The organism is Rhodohalobacter sp. 8-1 (assembly GCF_038150125.1).
In the GTDB taxonomy this organism is placed as follows: Bacteria; Bacteroidota; Rhodothermia; order Balneolales; family Balneolaceae; genus SW132.
The window spans coordinates 1-17,373 of record NZ_JBBVMF010000025.1; the positions used below are offsets into that span (position 1 = coordinate 1).

Genomic DNA, 17,373 nt, shown 5'->3' on the forward strand with positions numbered 1-17,373 from the left:
ACCGATCGTACCGATATTCACGTGTGGCTTGGTACGTTGAAATGTCTCCTTTGCCATGACTATATATAATTAAATATTAAAATTTTTATTACCCTTGCTCTTCAATAATCTCTTTCGCTTTCGACTCTGGTACTTCAACATATTCGCTGAATTCCATTGAGTAAGAAGCTCGTCCCTGGGTAAGAGACCTGAGTTCTGTTGAATACCCAAACATTTCAGACAGCGGCACATTAGCTTTTACAAGAGCGCCATCATTTTGGTTATCCATTTTTGAGATGATTCCACGTCGTCCGTTCAAATCGCCAATAACATCACCCATGTGTTCTTCAGGCGTAATGACTTCTACTTTCATCACAGGCTCAAGAATTTTCGGGTTTGCTTTACGAGCGGACTGACGAAATGCGATTTTAGCACATAATTCAAAGCTAAAGGCATCGGAATCAACGTCGTGATACGATCCGTCAAAAAGTCTTACACCAATATTTTGCACGGGATAATTTGCCTGGATACCGCCTTTCATTGCTTCACGGAATCCTTTTTCAACTGAAGGGATAAATTCACGAGGAATATTACCACCTACAATTTCATTCACAAATTTGAAACCTTCACTAACGGTTACTTTTTTGTCGTCATCAGCATACTCTTCGAAGTGCTCAATCGGACCGATCTCAAACTCCATGTCCGCAAACTTACCACGCCCACCGGTCTGTTTCTTGTAAATTTCCCGGTGATCAATAGGTTTCGAAATTGTTTCTCGGTACGATACCTGAGGCTGACCTACATTAGCTTCAACCTTAAACTCACGCTTGAGACGATCCACAATAATTTCGAGGTGAAGTTCTCCCATACCGGCAATAGTCGTCTGGCCGGTCTCTTCATCCGTTTTGACCTGAAAAGTAGGATCTTCTTCAGCAAGCTTGATAAGTCCTGTCGTCAGCTTTTCAGCATCCGCTTTAGACTTAGGCTCAACTGCAAGTTTAATTACCGGCTCTGGGAATGTAATCTTCTCAAGTAAAATTGGGCTTTCAAGATCACAAAATGTATCACCCGTATTTACTTTCTTCACACCTACTGCTGCCGCAATATCACCTGCGCGAACAATGTCGATATCTTTTTTGTCATTGGCGTGCATCTCAAGGATTCGGCCAATTCGTTCTTTATCTCCGGTTGTGGAGTTCAGAATGTAAGATCCTTTTTCAAGCGTTCCGGAATACACGCGGAAAAATGTCAATTTACCGACATAAGGGTCGGTCATAATCTTAAATGCAAGAGCAGAAAACGGCTCGTCTACATCGGGACTACGCTTCATTTTTGTGGTCTCATCTTTGGGATCAACACCGTTTACCGCTTCAACTTCAAGCGGGCTTGGGAGATATTCAATCACTTTATCAAGCAGGATTTGAACACCTTTATTTTTGAGTGCTGTACCACAAAGAACCGGCGTTATGTCGCGTGCAAGTGTCGCCATGCGGATAGCATTGTTAATTTCTTCTTCAGAAATTTCTTCTTCCATCAGGTATTTCTCCATCAGGGCATCGTCATGATCAGCGATGTTTTCAAGCATAAGCTTGCGGTATTCCTGCGCTTTCTCTTTCAAATCTTCAGGAATCTCAACAACATCATATTTGGCACCCAGAGATTCATCATCCCATATTATGCCATTCATGTTAATCAGGTCAACAACACCCTGGAAATTCTCTTCAGCCCCGATTGGAATCTGAATAGGAATTGGGTTAGCGCTTAACTTCTCGCGCATCTGTTCAACAACATTGTAAAAGTCAGCACCGGTACGGTCCATCTTATTTACGAATGCCATACGAGGCACTTTATATTTATTGGCCTGACGCCAAACTGTTTCTGACTGAGGCTGAACGGCGCCTACTGAACAAAATACGCCAATTGCACCATCAAGTACGCGCAACGAGCGCTCTACTTCCACGGTAAAATCAACGTGGCCGGGTGTATCGATAATATTAATACGGTGATCGTTCCAGATACAGTGAGTTGCAGCAGACTGAATTGTTATTCCTCTCTCCTGCTCTTGCTCCATCCAGTCCATGGTAGCTGCGCCATCATGAACTTCGCCCATTCGGTGACTTCGCCCTGTGTAGAACAAAATCCGTTCAGTAACGGTTGTCTTGCCCGCGTCAATGTGGGCCATAATACCGATGTTTCGCGTTCTGCGAATACGGTCTATAATTTTTGGGTCTGCTTTTGTCGTCGCTTCTGACATTTTCTTGTGTGTTTAAAATATTTTTTAGAATCGGAAATGAGCGAAAGCTTTGTTTGCTTCAGCCATTCGGTGGGTTTCATCTTTCTTTCGGACCGCCCCACCTTCATTTTTAGCGGCATCCATCAATTCCCTGCCCAAACGCAGTGCCATTGATTTGTCATTTCGCTGAGTAGACGCCTTGATTATCCACCTCATACCCAGCGCAGTTCCCCGTGCTGATCGCACTTCTATAGGAACCTGGTAAGTAGCGCCACCTACACGGCGACTCTTAACTTCAACAACCGGGGTCGCATTTGAAAGTGCGCTTTTAAACACTTCAATTGGCTCTTCACCGGTCTTTTCTTCAATAATTTCAAATGCCTGATACAAAATCTTTCGTGCAACGCCTTTTTTTCCGTCACGCATCAGGCTATTCACAAATCTGGTAACCGTTTTATCCTGAAATATAGGATCTGGTTGTACTTCTCTTTTTTCTGCCGTTTTTCTTCGCATAATATCAACTATTAAAAGATCTCAGTGTTACCCTTTTGGCTTCTTAGTACCATAATGACTTCTGCCCTGCTTGCGGTCATCCACACCGGCAGTATCTAAAGTACCCCTCACAATGTGATATCGCACACCGGGAAGATCCTTTACTCGCCCACCCCTGATCAGCACAATACTATGTTCCTGGAGGTTATGGCCTTCACCCGGGATGTAAGCAGAAACTTCCATTCCGTTGGTCAAACGAACCCTTGCTACTTTCCGCAATGCCGAGTTTGGCTTTTTGGGAGTTGTTGTATAAACTCGTACGCAAACTCCGCGCTTTTGCGGGCAGTTCTGAAGAGCAGGCGCTGTGGTTTTGCTCTTCTTGCTTTTTCTTCCTTTACGGATTAATTGGTTTATTGTAGGCACGTATTCACTGTTTGTTTTTTCGTATAATCAAGAGCTGACTAAGATAGGATTTTTAATATTTTATTACCAACTTTTTTGACAAATTATTTCTTGAATATATGGGGACCATCCCTGATTTGTGTTAAATGCAGCATGAGTATAGAAATAAATTCAAATTCTGAATCAATTGTTATATATCATTATATCAGATGAAGCTGACTGATCTTTCAAAACTAAACACAAAACGACGTGATGCCTTGAATTCATTCGGAATATCATCTGTAATGGATCTCCTCTACCTGTTTCCCCGGCGTTATATCGATAAATCAAACATCAAACCCATTCAAATGGTGACCGAATCGGCCGACCCGGTTTCTATCGTGGGAAAAGTAGATTCTAAAGAGGTGCAGGGTTATGGCCATAAACGCAGGCTTGAGGTGTATGTGTCTGATCAAACCGGAACGTTAAAAGTAGTTTGGTTTAAAGGCTGGAAATATTTTATGTCTAAGTTTAAAGAGGGGCAGCTCGTTTCGCTGTTTGGGAAACCAAAACGCTTTGGCCGTTCCATTAGCATGGCGCATCCCGATGTTGAAGTGCTCCAGAGCAGAGATGATATCGAAAAGTATAATACACTCCTGCCTATCTATCCATCCGGCAAGCCGCTCTCCAAAGCGTATATCACCCACAAGATGATTGCAGAGTGGGTTGATGAAGCCCTCAATAAACTTGATGTCCCTGAATTTCTACCTCAGGCTATCATCGAACAACACACATTCAAACCACGCCACGAGGCGCTTCAGTCCATCCACCGCCCGGAATCACAACAGGAGGCATCCCACGCTCTTGAGCGTTTTAAATACGAAGAGCTGTTTTTGTTTGAGCTGAGCATGGCCAAGATCAAGCAGATGCAACGAGCCAAAGCGGAAGGGCCCGCTCTAAAACCCGGGCCACTTACCTCTGCTTTTTTTAAAAAAATCCTTCCTTTTGAACTTACCAAGGGACAGATTTCAGCCCTGTCTGATATTCGCAGTGATGTTGAAAGCCAGACCCAAATGAACCGTCTGCTGCAGGGAGATGTGGGAGCAGGAAAAACGGTAGTGGCAATTGGAGCCGCATTGATGGCGATCGATTCCGGTTACCAGGCCACGCTGATGGCACCCACTGAAATATTGGCTGAACAACACTTTCATACCATCAAAAAGTACCTTGAGCCGCTGGGCATCAATTATCGGCTGCTGGTCGGCGGGCAGAAAAAATCACTTCGGGATGATGTGCTGTCTGATATCGCCGGCGGAACCTGCAATATGGTTGTTGGAACCCACGCCATTATCCAGGACCAGGTTCAGTTTCATAAACTCGGCCTTGCGATCATTGATGAGCAGCACCGCTTTGGTGTGAAACAGCGAACCGAAATGCTTCAGAAAGGCGATCATCCGCACCTGTTAGTCATGTCGGCTACGCCTATTCCCCGCTCTCTCGCTATGACGGTCTATAGCGATCTTGATATTTCACTCATCAAAGAACTGCCCGGCGGACGAAAACCGGTCAAAACCGCGGTCCGCACGGATAAAGACCAGGAGACCATCCACAATTTTATGGCAGAAACAGTTGCTGACGGCGGCCAGATTTACGTGGTATATCCTTTAATTGAAGAATCGGAAGCACTCGATCTGAAAGATGCCACTATGGGATTCGAGAAACTGAAGCGCCGGTTTCCGGACATCCCGATGGGTTTGCTGCACGGGCAGATGAAAAGCGAGGAGAAAGAGTCCATCATGAGTTCGTTTGCCGATGGAAAACTTAAAATACTTGTTTCAACGACTGTGATCGAAGTTGGCGTGGATGTGCCCAATGCCAACGTGATGATAATTGAGCACGCCGAGCGATTTGGGCTGTCACAGCTACATCAGCTACGCGGACGTATCGGGCGGGGATCGCGGCAAAGTTACTGTATATTGAAACCGGGACAAAAACTTAGTGAATCCGGGCGATACAGGCTCAAGAAAATGGTAGAAACCACTGACGGTTTTGAGATTGCGGAAGCAGATTTAAAACTGCGCGGTCCAGGAGATTTCCTGGGAACCAAACAGAGCGGTCTCCCTGAATTTCAGTACGCCGATATCGTGGAAGACAGATTGCTTTTAGAGCAGGCAAAGTCTGATGCCTGGAAAATCATCTCGCGTGATCCACAATTGAAACTGAGCGAACACGAGTCATTGAAGAAGATATTTACTCCTTATTTCAAACAGCGAGCGGAGTATTTTGGAATTGGGTGATAGTTGATTAGCTATTTTGGGAATTTGAGAATTAGGTGACGCTATCAATACCATCCCGCACTTGATGCGGGATCTCCCATTTCTGCAACGGGAAATGATCACCAATGGCTAAATCTACTCATCGAACAAAAATGGGAGTTCTCGGCTCGATGGCCGTGATGACTTAAAAAGTGACCTACTGACTAAAACAAAGTCATGAACATGCTTTTTGTTGTTACTAAAACAACCCTATCCCCCAATTCTCAAATCAACCAATCAACTAATTACCTTCGGCAAGTTTCAGGATTTTTTTATACTCCGACTCCCTAACCTCGGTAATGGACAAGCGATTTCGCTTAAATAGCTGCATTTCAAGGAGGTCATCGTGTTTTTTGAGTTCATCGCGCGTCACCGGGGTATCGAATTTCTGAATGAATTTCACATCAACCAGCTGCCACCGGGGATCGCTCTCGCTGCTTTTTTCATCAAAGTACTTGCTGTCAGGATCAAATTGCAGCGGATCGGGATAGGGTTCTGAGCAGACTTCCATCACACCTACTATGGCCGGCGGTTTTACATTGGAGTGATAAAACAGGGCCCGGTCGCCGATGTTCATATCGTCGCGCATGGTATTGCGGGCTTCATAATTTCGGATGCCACTCCAGCGAATTTGCCCGTCGCGTTCCAGGTCATCAATGCTATAGGCGTCCGGTTCCGATTTCATCAGCCAGTATTGTCGCTCACTCATAATAAGATATGTTTAATTTATTACTTTAAGATTAATGCAGCTCAAACGGCTGCACTCTTTTTTCCATTCCAAAAAGATACAAATTCATGGCGCAATCAACAGAAAAACCAAGCCGCGATATCCTCTTCTGGAGCGGCGGAAAAGATTCGTTTCTTGCGCTCCGCTATTTGCAGGATGATGGATACAATGATCCTGTCCTGCTCACAACATTTGATGATGAAAGCGGCCGTGTTCCCCACCAAAACATTCCAATTGAAGCGGTTCGGCAACAAGCTGTAGATCTTGGCCTCATATCTTACACAATCTCGTTGTCCTATCCTGCCTCAAACAGGAAATACCTTAATACACTTAAGGCTCATCTTGAAGAATTTCCATTTGGTGTGAATCAGCTTGTCTTTGGTGATCTCCATCTGCAGGACATCCGGGAGTGGCGTGAGGAGCAGTTTGGTGCGATGGGATTCGATCTTGCCTTTCCAATCTGGCAGAAATCGTACGATGAACTGTTTAATTGTCTGGAACAAGAAAAAGTGTCCATTAGAATATCTGCCGTAATGGATGCATATAAGAATATTATTCAGCCTGGCCTACAATTCAATCGTGCATTTACAGAGTCGCTTCCCGAAGAGATCGACAGAATGGGTGAGAATGGAGAGTTTCATACGGAGATTACTGTTGTGTCGTAGATGAGGCATTTAATTTTAGTTCGATTCTTTGCACTGAAAATTAAATGTCTCCTTTCCTAAAAGGATGGTACGGAGAGAAACGGGGATAAAGTAAGTTGTTCATAATATATTGAAAAACTCCGATGGACCCCCTCTTTGTCTACCCTTGTTGTGGGTGAATTTAAAAAAAAATTCAGTTTATAAACTAAGGTTAAGAAGAACGCTTCTGCGAATACCGATCAACATACCACTCCACCGTCTGAGACAGCAGCGCATCAAAATCCTGAGTCGGGCTCCAGCCAAGTTCGGTTTTAATTTTTGATGCATCTACGGAATAGCGGAAATCATGGCCCGGACGATCGGTGACAAAAGAGATGAGATTTTTGTAGTCGCCATCGGGCCCGTTACCAACTTTTTCGTTCAGGATATCACAAATATTATGAACAAGCTCAAGGTTTTTCCACTCATTATCACCGCCAATGTTATACTGCTCACCAGTTGATCCATCATAAAAAACGGTGGCCAGCGCACGGCAATGATCATCAACGTGCAGCCAGTCGCGCACGTTGTCTCCTTTTCCATAAACAGGGATTGGCTCGTACTTCAGCGCTTTCCGAATTACGGTGGGAATCAGTTTTTCATCGTGCTGATGACGGCCGTAATTGTTGGAGCAGTTGGTAATTACGGTATTCAAACCATACGTATGAAAGTAGGACCGTACCAGCATATCGCTGCCTGCCTTTGTTGCGGAGTAGGGAGAGTTTGGCGCATAGGGTGTCTGTTCTGTAAAAGATCCGGTCTCACCCAGCGTACCATACACTTCATCGGTAGACACGTGCAAAAACCGATGGTGATGAATGGGCTCTTGTTCATCAAACCAAAGCTGCCGGCACTCCTCAATCAGGTTAAATGTGCCGATTACATTCGACAGTACGAATGGCTCCGGCCCTTTGATGGAATTATCCACGTGCGATTCAGCCGCCAAATGAAACACTCCTTCCGGCTTCCAGTTTTGAACGGCTTTCCGTACATCCTTTCGATCCACCAAGTCCATCTTTTTGAAATGGTAACGACGGTCGAGCTTTAGGGAATCCAGGTGAGAAATATCCGACGCGTATGTTAGTTTGTCGATATTCAGGATCTCTGCATCCGGGTAGTGGTTGTGCAGGTGCAATATTAAATTTGAGCCTATAAATCCGGCACCACCGGTGACTATTAATCGCATGATGTCAATGTTTAGAACAAGTTTTTTTCGTCTATATCTTTAAGCAGCGGCAGTTCGCTGTCTTTATCAGACAGCACCGGGTCAGATAAGTTCCAGTCTATATCCAATTCCGGATCATCCCACCGCACACCGCGCTCAAGATCCTTGCTATAATAATCGTTGCACTTATAGTAAACGGTGGCTTCATCAGACAGCACAGAGAACCCGTGAGCAAACCCAGTGGGTACGTACAGCATATGGCGGTTCTCATCACTTAGTATGGTGGAGTAATGCTGTTTAAATGTCGGTGAATTCTGGCGTATATCAACGACTACATCCATAATGGTGCCATGTGGAACCATCACGAGTTTTACCTGCGACGATGGAGGAAGCTGATAGTGCAAGCCGCGCAGGGAATTTTTCTTAGAACGTGAAATATTATCCTGTACAAAAGACACATAGATGCCTGCCTCTCTGAAAATGTGCTCCCTGAAAACTTCTACAAACTCGCCGCGTTCATCTCGATGAGGAGTAGGTTTAATTAATAGTACCGGTTCAAGTTCAGTTTTTTTAATGATCATGATTCAGTTCATTTAATTGATTCATTAATCGCTTAAGTCCATCTTTCCAGCTGATTGGTTCAAGCCCCAGGTTCTCAATTTTTTGTGTATTCAGCAACGAATAGGCGGGGCGCTCTGCCTTCATCGGATAGTCTGCAGAAGTTACGGCTTCCAAAGCCGTATTGCTTCCTGACAAGCGAATTATTTCTTGTGTTAAGTTATACCAGGTTATTGCGCCTTTTGAACTTACGTGAAAAATTCCGGTCTGATCCAACTCCACCAGCTTCATTGTTTTTTCTACTACATCGAAGCAGTAGCTGGGCGATCCAGTTTGATCATCAACTATCTGAAGTCGGTCTTTTTCCTGTGAAAGGCGCAGCATTGTTTTTATAAAGTTTTCCCCAAACTGCCCGCAAAGCCACGAAACTCGTATAATCATCCAGCGATCGGCAAATTTTTCAATGGCGATTTCTCCACCGCGCTTCGACTTTCCATACACATTGTTGGGCGACGGTGGAAACTCTTCATCGTAGCCATCCGGTAGTTTCTTCTTATCCTCAACACTCCCGGCAAATACGTAATCCGTGCTGTAATGTATCAGAAGCACCTGGTGCCGATTGCATGCGTGAGCCAGGTTTTGAACGCCAATTTCATTTACACTATAAGCCATTTCAGGATTATCCTCAGCCCCATCTACATCGGTATAAGCCGCACAGTTAATCAGCATGTCCGGTTCTTCTGTTTGTAAGACGCTGTGAACGGCTTCACGATCGGTAATGTCGAGTGCGGTAGAATCGCACGCCGAAACCTCGTGGTCTGAATCCTCTAAATAACGAACCCATTCCCGGCCAAGCTGTCCGCTTGCACCGGTGATTAAAATCTTCATATATCACTCCAGTTTATATGCCAGCCGGTTTGCTATTTTGTACGATTCGGGAGTTCCCGCATCCGTCCACCAGCCATCCAGGACCGAGAATCTCATTTTCCCATTGTTAATATAGTGATTGTTTACATCGGTAATTTCGAGCTCTCCCCTTCCCGATGGTTTGAGTGTTTTGATGAGATCGAACACGGCGGCATCAAACATGTAGATGCCGGTAACCGCGTACTCCGATTTGGGGTGATCCGGTTTCTCTTCAATGCCTACAATTTTGTCGTCTTCCAGCTCCGCGACGCCAAACCGCTCGGGATCTTCAACTTTTTGTAGCATAATCTGTCCGCCGGAACCCGGATAACTTTTAAGTGCCTTCTCCAGAGAGGCTTCAAAAATGTTGTCTGCAAGAATGACGGTCATGGTGTCGCTGCCGACAAAATTTTCAGCCAGGCCGAGCGCCTGTGCGATTCCGCCGGCTTCATCCTGAACTTTATAGGTGAACCGGCATCCAAAATCTTTACCGGACCCCAGCAAATTCACCACGTCTCCCATGTGATCCGTTCCCGTTACAATTAAAATCTCTTCAATGCCTGCATCAATCAGCTTTCCAATAGGATAGTAGATCATCGGTTTATTACCCACCGGAAGCAGATGTTTATTTGTGACTTTCGTGAGCGGGAACAGGCGTGAACCGGTTCCGCCTGCAAGTATGATACCTTTCATTTTTTATAAAATTGATTTAGCCATGATCATTATCAGACATTGATCAAAATATAAAAAATACACCAGATCCTAAGGAAGTTTCTCCACATACCTACAAGGTTTCAGAAACCTTGTAGGTCCTCATTAAAGCCATTGCCTCACTGCATTCAATTCTGCAGTCGTTCATACGAAGAAGAGTGAGAGGGATCTACATCACGCAAGATATTGTACGCTTCCAGGCGGGTTTGGATATCAGCTGCCTGCAACATAGCAACAATCTCGGTGTATTTTGTGTCGAAGAAGATATCGAACAGGTAATTATTACTGGTTCGGCGTTTAGCCTCTTCCATGGTACTCAGCGCATCGATCACCTCGCTGATGGCACTTTGGGAATCAAGCGTGAACTGGTCCAGGCCATAGCGGTGATACCTGTAATAAGCTTCCCTCAACGGCTGGTAGTTGGGATTTGTGAGGTCTGATATCAAGCCGTTGCGGTTTCTCTGAGCACCGATGGAACGCCCCCAGCCTGAGGCTCCGCTGTTTCGACCGAGTTCGAAAATGTCCTGCGCCTGGCTGTAAAACCTGCTACCGCCAAGCTCTTCAAAACTGTCGTAATCATATCCCAAAATAACATATATATAAAAGTCGATTAAGCTGGTGAGATCATCAAACTGAAGTTCATCGAACACCAGGTTTTTATTTCTCGGGTATCCAAACGCCCAGTTGTTGTCGCTGAGCACAAGCGCAGCCGACTCCTGGATTGTATTATAAATAGGGCGCCTGACGCTAAAAACTGCCTCCGCTGTATAATTAAACTGGTCGTCCACACTGGTGAGTGCAATCTGAATCTGGCATTTAATTCGTTCAAACTCTTCAAACGTATCGTCTGTCCAGCGGTTTCTGTTGATGTAGTTTTCAAGCTCGTCCTCTAAATCAGAAACGTACTCGTAAGCCGATCCGCTGATCTGCCTTGAGTTCACGGTTACCTCACAATTAAATTCCTGCGCCGATGACCATTCAGGCAGTAAAGCCAAAACTATCAAGCCAAAAACAAGAATAGACTTCAATTTTTGAATTTTATTCCACATATTAGTTCTAAATCCAAGAGAAAATTCAGGGGAGTTGTCATGATACAAAGGAATTTATTCTTTTGCGTAGTCGTGATTTCTTGTGTTTGTTTATTTGAAATCTCATACTGCCAAACCACAATCGGTGCACGATCTATTGGCATCGGACAAACGGGAGTTGCCCTTCCCGGTCATCAATGGGCCATCTTTTCTAACAGTTCGCTTATATCAACGAATGAACGCCGCATTTCATTTTATGGCTTTCGTTACGTTGGCATCAGTGAAATTTCGGATCTCGCCGCATCGGTACAGGTTCCCGCACAATTTGGTTCAATCGGCGCCGGATTTCACCGGTATGGGTTCGATTTGTTCAGTCAAACGCAACTAAGGCTGGGATATAAAAAACAGTTTAAACAGTTTCATGCCGGGCTTTCTATAAACTATTCGCATGTTCAGCAGGGCGGCGGATATGGCTCAGCGGGTGCATTAGGCCTGAATTTAGGCCTTGCTGCCCAAATACTGGAGTCACTTTGGTTTGGAGCCCGAGCTACTAACATCAATCAGCCTGCATACGGACCCACCGATGAATACCTGTCCAGAGACCTGGCCATTGGGCTGAGCTACTTTCCATCTCCTCGTGTAATGATCACAGTAGATGCCGTTAAAGATGTTCGGTTTCCAATGTCACTTCGGGCCGGTGCTGAAGTTGAGTTGATAAGCGGATTTCGAACAAGAGCGGGCATCACAACTCATCCGGAAACGTACGGCGGCGGTTTGGGATATGATACGGACCTATGGCAAATCAATATCGGGTTTCAGCAGCATATACCGCTTGGCCTTAGCCCCGCTATTGATATTGGTGTTTCATTTTAACGAGAGAGGCGATGGAAATTCAAAAAATATCAGGCAATGCTCAGGGCGGTATCGTTTCATGCAAATGGTATAATAAAATAGGTTTAACTCTGATAATCCTATTCTGTTTTTTCAGGCCGGTGTGGAGTCAAACAACTGAATCGTCACGCGAAAGAATTGAGGAGATCATTGAACGGGTTGTCGCTGAATTGGACCCGGAAGATTCAGAACAGCGGATTCTGGAGATAATTGAACGCCTTGAAGAACTTGCGGCAAACCCGGTAAACATTAACCGTGCCGGAATTGATGAGCTCTCAGGCGTGCCCGGGCTGAATCTTCAGCTTGCACAATCCATTATTCAGTACAGAAAATCCATCAAACCGTTTGAGCATATAGAAGAACTGCTCGACGTTGATGGAATTGGCGGTGTGACACTCGATAATCTATTGCCGTTTGTGACCATTGGCAGATCTTTTGAATTGGGTAAGGATTTGTACCTGAATCCCAACTACTGGACCTATAACAGTTCGTTTGAGAATCTTACGCGATACCAGCGGGTGGTGAATGCCCAAGAAGGATATAGCCGCCCAGATACACTTGGCGGATATCTTGGCAGTCCAGTAAAATACAACCACCGGTTTCGCTATAGAAGTGATCGCCTGTCGGTGAATCTCACGCAGGACAAAGATCCCGGTGAACCGCTAAGCGGGCCAACCGGTTTCGATTTCACCTCCTGGCACGCAGCTATTCAGAATGCAGGCAGATTGAAAAACTTAATTATTGGGGATTTCAGGGTTTCCTACGGCCAGGGACTCACATTATGGAACGGCGGGGCGTTCGGGAAAAGCAGCCAGGTGATAGGCTCGGCCGTTAAGAATGATCCCGGAATACGCCCCTATACATCTTACCAGGAGACGAACGGCTTCAGGGGCGTTGCGGCAACATATGGCGAACAACTCCAGGTGAGCGGCTTCTACTCTAAACGAAAACGCACCGCAAGTGACGCGTCAGCCGGACGCGTTCGGTCACCTACCGCCTCCGGCCTGCACCGGACACTCTCCGAAAATGATCGCAGGCTGAATTTACAACAGGAAACGTTTGGCGGCCGGATTCGCTACCAGTTTCGTCACGGAATTATCGGAGCCAGCGGCTATCATCAGCAGTACGATCGCAAGATTGAAAAAGGTACCCAGCCGTACCAGCTCTATGGATTTGAAGGAGACCGGTTTTCAGTAGCCGGTACCGACTATCGTTTAACAGCTGGTCCGGCAATGATATTCGGAGAGCTCGCATGGTCATCTAATAACAGCCTTGGATTTATTACCGGGTCCGAGGTAAATCTGCCATCGGGTACAGATCTTGCTGTCGCTTACCGCAATTACGAGAAGGATTTTCAATCAGCATCCGGTTCGGGATTCGGAGAGCAGTCTAACCCGCAGAATGAGGAGGGATTTTTTACAGGTATCCGTCAGCGTTTCGGTGAAATTTTAGAATTCAACGCCTACATCGATTTTTTTCACACACATGTAGCTCGTTTTCGCAATACCCGGCCCACATCGGGCTTCGACTGGCTGGCCCGGCTTCAGTTTGAACCTCTCGACAACCTCTCATTTTATGGTCAGCTGCGATCAAAAACCTGGGAACAGCAAATGGACGCATCAGACTCGTTTGGCCGCGAAACGATTACCATGGGAACCGAAACGCGGTCCAATGCCCGCCTTCATATAGAATACCAGGCGCTCGACGTTCTCCGCCTGCGTACCCGGTTTGATGTTGTCAGATGGAGCGCCACGTCCTCTCCCTCCTCTTTCGGATATCTTGTGTACCAGGATGTTCGACTCACGCCCACATCAACCCTTACCATCGATGCGAGAATTACATTGTTTGAAACAGATGATTTCAATTCGCGTGTCTTTCAGTTTGAGAATGACCTGCTCTATGTGATGTCAAACGCCATGCTGTTCGACCAGGGCCAGCGAACGTACATCGTGATTCGGTATCAGCCCGCGGACTTCCTGGTCTTAAGAATGAAAGCATCCACGACCCTTTATGAGAACAAACAATTTATTGGCAGCGGCCTTAATATGATTGAGGGAAGCAGAAGGTCTGATATAGGATTGCAAATTCAGCTTAAAATTTGATTTACCTGAAGTGGATGAGTGAGGCTTGAGTACCGGCTCATTACTCGTCAAACGAGGCACCATCTTCGGCTGTCGATTGTTGTTGATCGACTGCCGAATTGCAAAGGTTTCAAAGCCTTCCTCAACGAATATCTAAACTTGGCTTACGGTCATAATTACTCGTCAGTCGAAAAATGCCACAAAGTGACCCCTTCCGAACAATCGTCAAGGCGAGAAAACTGAAGTGTAAAGAACATCAACCCGTGCTTTCTAAAAATTATATTTTAACCCCGCTCCAAACCCTATACCGGCACCGTAAAATGAGTGGTCTGTTCCGTATCTCTTAACGTTTGATGGCTCTCCACTCGAACTGATTTCGGTTACCACCTCTTCGTATTCAACGATACTATACATTAACCTGTAATCTGTCCGGAAGAAAATCGAGACGGGATCTGAAATGCTTATTTCTGCCGTCAACTGTGGAGTAAAGGATGTGTGCTGATCGTCATCACACTTATTGTCGTCCACGTCAAATACCGCGCGAAACATCGATTTCATGAACGATTTACACTTTCTGTCCTTAAGCTTAAAGGCGTCGAAACTAATACCGGGTTTCAGTACTACATCATCTGCAATTGATATCACGTAGGCTGCCGAAAGCCCAAAAGAGTAGGCTACAAATTCATCGTATCCCCTGGTGTGATGGAGGCTGTACTCGATATTTGTGTAATTGTTTTCGAAAAATGAAAACCTGATTGTATAGGATCTGCTCTCGTTAAACGTTCGGTTATCGATACGGAAATTGCGTAGCTGATCTCTCTCAAAACTTAAACCAAACCGGGATTTCTCCTGAGCGTGTGCCATACAGGTTATTGTTAACAACAATAAAAGAAAAGTAAAAACAAAGTTTTTTTGCATCACCAGAAAGCGTTAACTCCATTGACTACTAACACTTAAAAAGATGTAAATTAGCGTGATATTTATCAACGGTTAAATTAAAGATTCACTTCAATCATCAGGCCGGCTTATACAAGGTGTATAAACCGGGCACTATTGCGCTATCAATCACTCGAAACAATTCCCGGCGGTAACTGCGAGTTCCCGAGGCGCCATTCCGTGTTGTCACTGCGATGATCGCCTCAATTTCGGGAATTATTAGGATGTATTGTCCGCCATTGCCATATGCATACACTGTTTCCAGGCCGGCTGATTCCCGTCTGAACCACAGGTATCCATAGTTTATCACGCCGGGCCGCCGGCCGGTCACCGGTTTTACCGACTCTACAACCCATTCCGGCGATACAAGCTGCTCGCCATTATAAATGCCCATATTCATCATCAGCTCCCCGATTTTGACCATATCCCGCGGTCTGAGCGCCATGTTATTCCCGCCCATGTAGTATCCCTGCGGGTCGCGATCCCAGCCGCCGAGCCGGATATCCATCGGGTTGAACAGGTATCGGTTGGCAAAGGCACGGGTCGACATCCCTGAAGCCCGGGTGAGAATGACAGAGAGCAGATGCGTATTACCGGTGCTGTAATCCCGATCGATTCCAGGATGGCCGGACATGGGCCGACTAAGCTTGTACTCGATCCAGTTATCGCTGATTACCCAGCGCCCGTATCTGCTCCGGCTGGTTGATGTCAGGCCGCTTCGCATGGTGAGAAGATCACCAATGGTAATCGCCTCTTTCAGCGAATCGGGATTGCTCTTGAAATACTTAGGAAAAAATTCGCCGATCGGCTGATCAACACCTTTGAGATACCCCTTATCAATGGCTATACCCACAAGAATAGACAAAATACTTTTTGATGCAGACTTGATATTATGCGTTCTGCCAGCATTCATTCGACCGAAATACTCTTCTGTAACCAGGTCACCTTTTTGAGCGATGACGATGCTGCTGATGGGACCAATCTCATCAAGCGAAGCCGTTACGGAGAGCAGAGAATCGCGGTTAACAGCCGGAGACATCGATTGCAATACTCTAAATCGATTATCATTTTCAGCAGATTCTACCTTATCCGGTGTGTCATCGGACGAATCCAAAAACACCGCCCAGCCAACACCAAGCAGTATGCCTGCGGTCACCGATAGAATCCAAAGTTTCATAGTCATGACTCGTTTATTTTTCGTCCTGATCCCACTCAAGAGCATCATGAGCACAAATCAAATAAACCAACATTTTTTAGTTGTGATCCTCTTACACTACGTAATTATTAATTTGATTTTCCAGGCAAACATTCAACTCTTGGAATATTTTTCTCTTTAAAGATCAGTCTTTATCGGTTTGATGCACTCTTACATTAACTATTTGAAGTCTTTCATCAATCCAGAACGACTTCTGATACAACCGGAAGGTGATCTGACGGAAAACGCCCGTCATATCGATCAGCTGCGATGCGGTGTGACAAAACGCCAACCTCATCACTCACGAAGATATAATCAATTCTTGACTCTTCTGGCCGAAGCGTTTCCCAATCGCTGAAAGATGCCGTCGGGCCTGAATGGCCGCTTTCCGACTCATACCTTGCATCGCTGAGCCGTTTCGATTCTGTCAGAACAGAATACGCTTCTGAGCTTTCGGGAATGTTAAAATCGCCGGTTACGATCACCGGGAGGTTCTCCTCAAGGTCATCCACAAACTGAGTGATCAATTTAGCGCTTTCTACCCGTGCCACTTCACCAACATGATCGAAATGTGTGTTAATAACATAAAATTCCTGATCGTTCATACGATCCCTGAACTTTGCCCAGGTTGCTACGCGTGTAATTGCTGCATCCCACGATTTGCTCCCCGGCCGGTGCGGGGTTTCTGATAGCCAAAACGTATTTGTTACAATAAGTTCAACGCGTTCAGTCTTATAAAAAATGGGCGAGAACTCACCGGTATTTTTTCCGTCATCGCGGCCAACGCCTACCCACGAATAGCCTGGCATGCGAGCCTGTAAATCATCCAGCTGACCTTTCAAAGCTTCCTGAACCCCGATAACATCGGCATCATACACTGAATTCATCATATCAGTCACATGGTTTTTCCTGTTGGGCCATGCGTTTTCACCGTCATCCGGGTTGTTATACCGGATATTATAGGACATGACGGTCATCGCATTTTGATTCTGATTCATCGTGTTATTGGTTTGATGAGCCACTACCGTAACTATTGAACTTGCAAACGTTAATAAGATTAGAACAGCTTTCATAAAGTGTAAGTTTGATGGT

At 45.6% G+C, this 17,373-nt stretch carries 16 protein-coding genes; 4 read left to right on the forward strand and 12 right to left on the reverse strand.

From position 1 onward, the window contains the following. Positions 1-88: 88 nt before the first annotated feature. The 3 genes from fusA to rpsL are packed head-to-tail and all read right to left on the reverse strand — an operon-like array spanning position 89 to position 3,127. Positions 89-2,233 (reverse strand): elongation factor G, encoded by a 2,145-nt coding sequence (gene fusA / locus AABW11_RS17720; protein WP_340106542.1) that lies wholly within the window; start codon positions 2,231-2,233, stop codon positions 89-91. Between the two features lie 24 nt (positions 2,234-2,257). Continuing rightward, entirely contained in the window at positions 2,258-2,725 is a 468-nt protein-coding gene (gene rpsG / locus AABW11_RS17725) for a 30S ribosomal protein S7 (protein ID WP_340106544.1), read from the reverse strand. Positions 2,726-2,752: 27 nt separating this feature from the next. Further along, the gene (gene rpsL, locus AABW11_RS17730) at positions 2,753-3,127 is read right to left on the reverse strand and encodes a 30S ribosomal protein S12 (protein WP_116038253.1); all 375 of its coding nucleotides are present in this window, start codon (positions 3,125-3,127) and stop codon (positions 2,753-2,755) included. A 188-nt stretch (positions 3,128-3,315) separates the two neighbouring features. Here rpsL and recG point away from each other — a divergent pair, with 188 nt between their 5' ends. Continuing rightward, complete coding sequence (gene recG / locus AABW11_RS17735; RefSeq protein WP_340106551.1) at positions 3,316-5,382, forward strand: ATP-dependent DNA helicase RecG; 2,067 nt, start codon at positions 3,316-3,318, stop codon at positions 5,380-5,382. 259 nt (positions 5,383-5,641) lie between these two features. On the opposite strand, the gene AABW11_RS17740 is transcribed toward recG, so the two are convergent. Beyond that, positions 5,642-6,109, reverse strand: a complete 468-nt coding sequence (locus AABW11_RS17740) for an EVE domain-containing protein (RefSeq protein ID WP_340106553.1) — start codon at positions 6,107-6,109, stop codon at positions 5,642-5,644. Positions 6,110-6,195: 86 nt separating this feature from the next. Here AABW11_RS17740 and AABW11_RS17745 point away from each other — a divergent pair, with 86 nt between their 5' ends. After that, the gene (locus AABW11_RS17745) at positions 6,196-6,792 is read left to right on the forward strand and encodes a Dph6-related ATP pyrophosphatase (RefSeq protein WP_340106555.1); all 597 of its coding nucleotides are present in this window, start codon (positions 6,196-6,198) and stop codon (positions 6,790-6,792) included. 190 nt (positions 6,793-6,982) lie between these two features. Here the strand turns inward: AABW11_RS17745 and rfbB are convergent, their stop codons facing one another. From rfbB to porD, 5 genes are all read right to left on the reverse strand, one after another. Next, on the reverse strand, positions 6,983-7,996 hold the full coding sequence (gene rfbB / locus AABW11_RS17750) for a dTDP-glucose 4,6-dehydratase (protein ID WP_340106557.1): 1,014 nt from the start codon (positions 7,994-7,996) through the stop codon (positions 6,983-6,985). A gap of 11 nt (positions 7,997-8,007) precedes the next feature. Next, positions 8,008-8,556 carry a dTDP-4-dehydrorhamnose 3,5-epimerase gene (gene rfbC, locus AABW11_RS17755; protein WP_340106559.1) on the reverse strand — a complete coding sequence of 183 codons (549 nt, stop codon included), beginning with the start codon at positions 8,554-8,556 and terminating at the stop codon, positions 8,008-8,010. Beyond that, on the reverse strand, positions 8,546-9,421 hold the full coding sequence (gene rfbD / locus AABW11_RS17760; RefSeq protein WP_340106561.1) for a dTDP-4-dehydrorhamnose reductase: 876 nt from the start codon (positions 9,419-9,421) through the stop codon (positions 8,546-8,548). Before rfbD ends, rfbC begins: the two co-directional genes overlap by 11 nt. 3 nt (positions 9,422-9,424) lie before the next feature. Then, positions 9,425-10,132 carry a sugar phosphate nucleotidyltransferase gene (locus tag AABW11_RS17765; protein ID WP_340106563.1) on the reverse strand — a complete coding sequence of 236 codons (708 nt, stop codon included), beginning with the start codon at positions 10,130-10,132 and terminating at the stop codon, positions 9,425-9,427. Positions 10,133-10,278: 146 nt separating this feature from the next. After that, on the reverse strand, positions 10,279-11,199 hold the full coding sequence (gene porD, locus AABW11_RS17770) for a type IX secretion system protein PorD (RefSeq protein ID WP_340106565.1): 921 nt from the start codon (positions 11,197-11,199) through the stop codon (positions 10,279-10,281). Between the two features lie 39 nt (positions 11,200-11,238). Here porD and AABW11_RS17775 point away from each other — a divergent pair, with 39 nt between their 5' ends. Both AABW11_RS17775 and AABW11_RS17780 read left to right on the forward strand, forming a co-directional pair. Beyond that, complete coding sequence (locus tag AABW11_RS17775) at positions 11,239-12,051, forward strand: hypothetical protein (RefSeq protein ID WP_340106567.1); 813 nt, start codon at positions 11,239-11,241, stop codon at positions 12,049-12,051. Positions 12,052-12,062: 11 nt separating this feature from the next. Continuing rightward, positions 12,063-14,171 carry a ComEA family DNA-binding protein gene (locus tag AABW11_RS17780; RefSeq protein WP_340106569.1) on the forward strand — a complete coding sequence of 703 codons (2,109 nt, stop codon included), beginning with the start codon at positions 12,063-12,065 and terminating at the stop codon, positions 14,169-14,171. Between the two features lie 249 nt (positions 14,172-14,420). On the opposite strand, the gene AABW11_RS17785 is transcribed toward AABW11_RS17780, so the two are convergent. The 3 genes from AABW11_RS17785 to AABW11_RS17795 form a co-directional block, all read right to left on the reverse strand. Beyond that, positions 14,421-15,014, reverse strand: coding sequence for a hypothetical protein (locus AABW11_RS17785; protein ID WP_340106571.1), 594 nt, complete (start codon positions 15,012-15,014; stop codon positions 14,421-14,423). Between the two features lie 151 nt (positions 15,015-15,165). After that, complete coding sequence (locus tag AABW11_RS17790; protein ID WP_340106573.1) at positions 15,166-16,263, reverse strand: serine hydrolase domain-containing protein; 1,098 nt, start codon at positions 16,261-16,263, stop codon at positions 15,166-15,168. Positions 16,264-16,478: 215 nt separating this feature from the next. Beyond that, positions 16,479-17,354: an endonuclease/exonuclease/phosphatase family protein gene (locus AABW11_RS17795; RefSeq protein ID WP_340106575.1), complete on the reverse strand. Its 876-nt coding sequence runs from the start codon at positions 17,352-17,354 to the stop codon at positions 16,479-16,481. Positions 17,355-17,373 lie beyond the last annotated feature (19 nt).

Excerpts from the sequence above, each read along its gene's own strand:
- fusA (WP_340106542.1), bottom strand. The coding sequence starts at position 2,233 with ATGTCAGAAGCGACGACAAAAGCAGACCCAAAAATTATAGACCGTATT.
- rpsG (WP_340106544.1), bottom strand. The coding sequence starts at position 2,725 with ATGCGAAGAAAAACGGCAGAAAAAAGAGAAGTACAACCAGATCCTATA.
- recG (WP_340106551.1), top strand. The coding sequence starts at position 3,316 with ATGAAGCTGACTGATCTTTCAAAACTAAACACAAAACGACGTGATGCC.
- AABW11_RS17740 (WP_340106553.1), bottom strand. The coding sequence starts at position 6,109 with ATGAGTGAGCGACAATACTGGCTGATGAAATCGGAACCGGACGCCTAT.
- AABW11_RS17745 (WP_340106555.1), top strand. The coding sequence starts at position 6,196 with ATGGCGCAATCAACAGAAAAACCAAGCCGCGATATCCTCTTCTGGAGC.
- rfbB (WP_340106557.1), bottom strand. The coding sequence starts at position 7,996 with ATGCGATTAATAGTCACCGGTGGTGCCGGATTTATAGGCTCAAATTTA.
- rfbC (WP_340106559.1), bottom strand. The coding sequence starts at position 8,556 with ATGATCATTAAAAAAACTGAACTTGAACCGGTACTATTAATTAAACCT.
- rfbD (WP_340106561.1), bottom strand. The coding sequence starts at position 9,421 with ATGAAGATTTTAATCACCGGTGCAAGCGGACAGCTTGGCCGGGAATGG.
- AABW11_RS17765 (WP_340106563.1), bottom strand. The coding sequence starts at position 10,132 with ATGAAAGGTATCATACTTGCAGGCGGAACCGGTTCACGCCTGTTCCCG.
- porD (WP_340106565.1), bottom strand. The coding sequence starts at position 11,199 with ATGTGGAATAAAATTCAAAAATTGAAGTCTATTCTTGTTTTTGGCTTG.
- AABW11_RS17775 (WP_340106567.1), top strand. The coding sequence starts at position 11,239 with ATGATACAAAGGAATTTATTCTTTTGCGTAGTCGTGATTTCTTGTGTT.
- AABW11_RS17780 (WP_340106569.1), top strand. The coding sequence starts at position 12,063 with ATGGAAATTCAAAAAATATCAGGCAATGCTCAGGGCGGTATCGTTTCA.
- AABW11_RS17785 (WP_340106571.1), bottom strand. The coding sequence starts at position 15,014 with ATGGCACACGCTCAGGAGAAATCCCGGTTTGGTTTAAGTTTTGAGAGA.
- AABW11_RS17790 (WP_340106573.1), bottom strand. The coding sequence starts at position 16,263 with ATGAAACTTTGGATTCTATCGGTGACCGCAGGCATACTGCTTGGTGTT.
- AABW11_RS17795 (WP_340106575.1), bottom strand. The coding sequence starts at position 17,354 with ATGAAAGCTGTTCTAATCTTATTAACGTTTGCAAGTTCAATAGTTACG.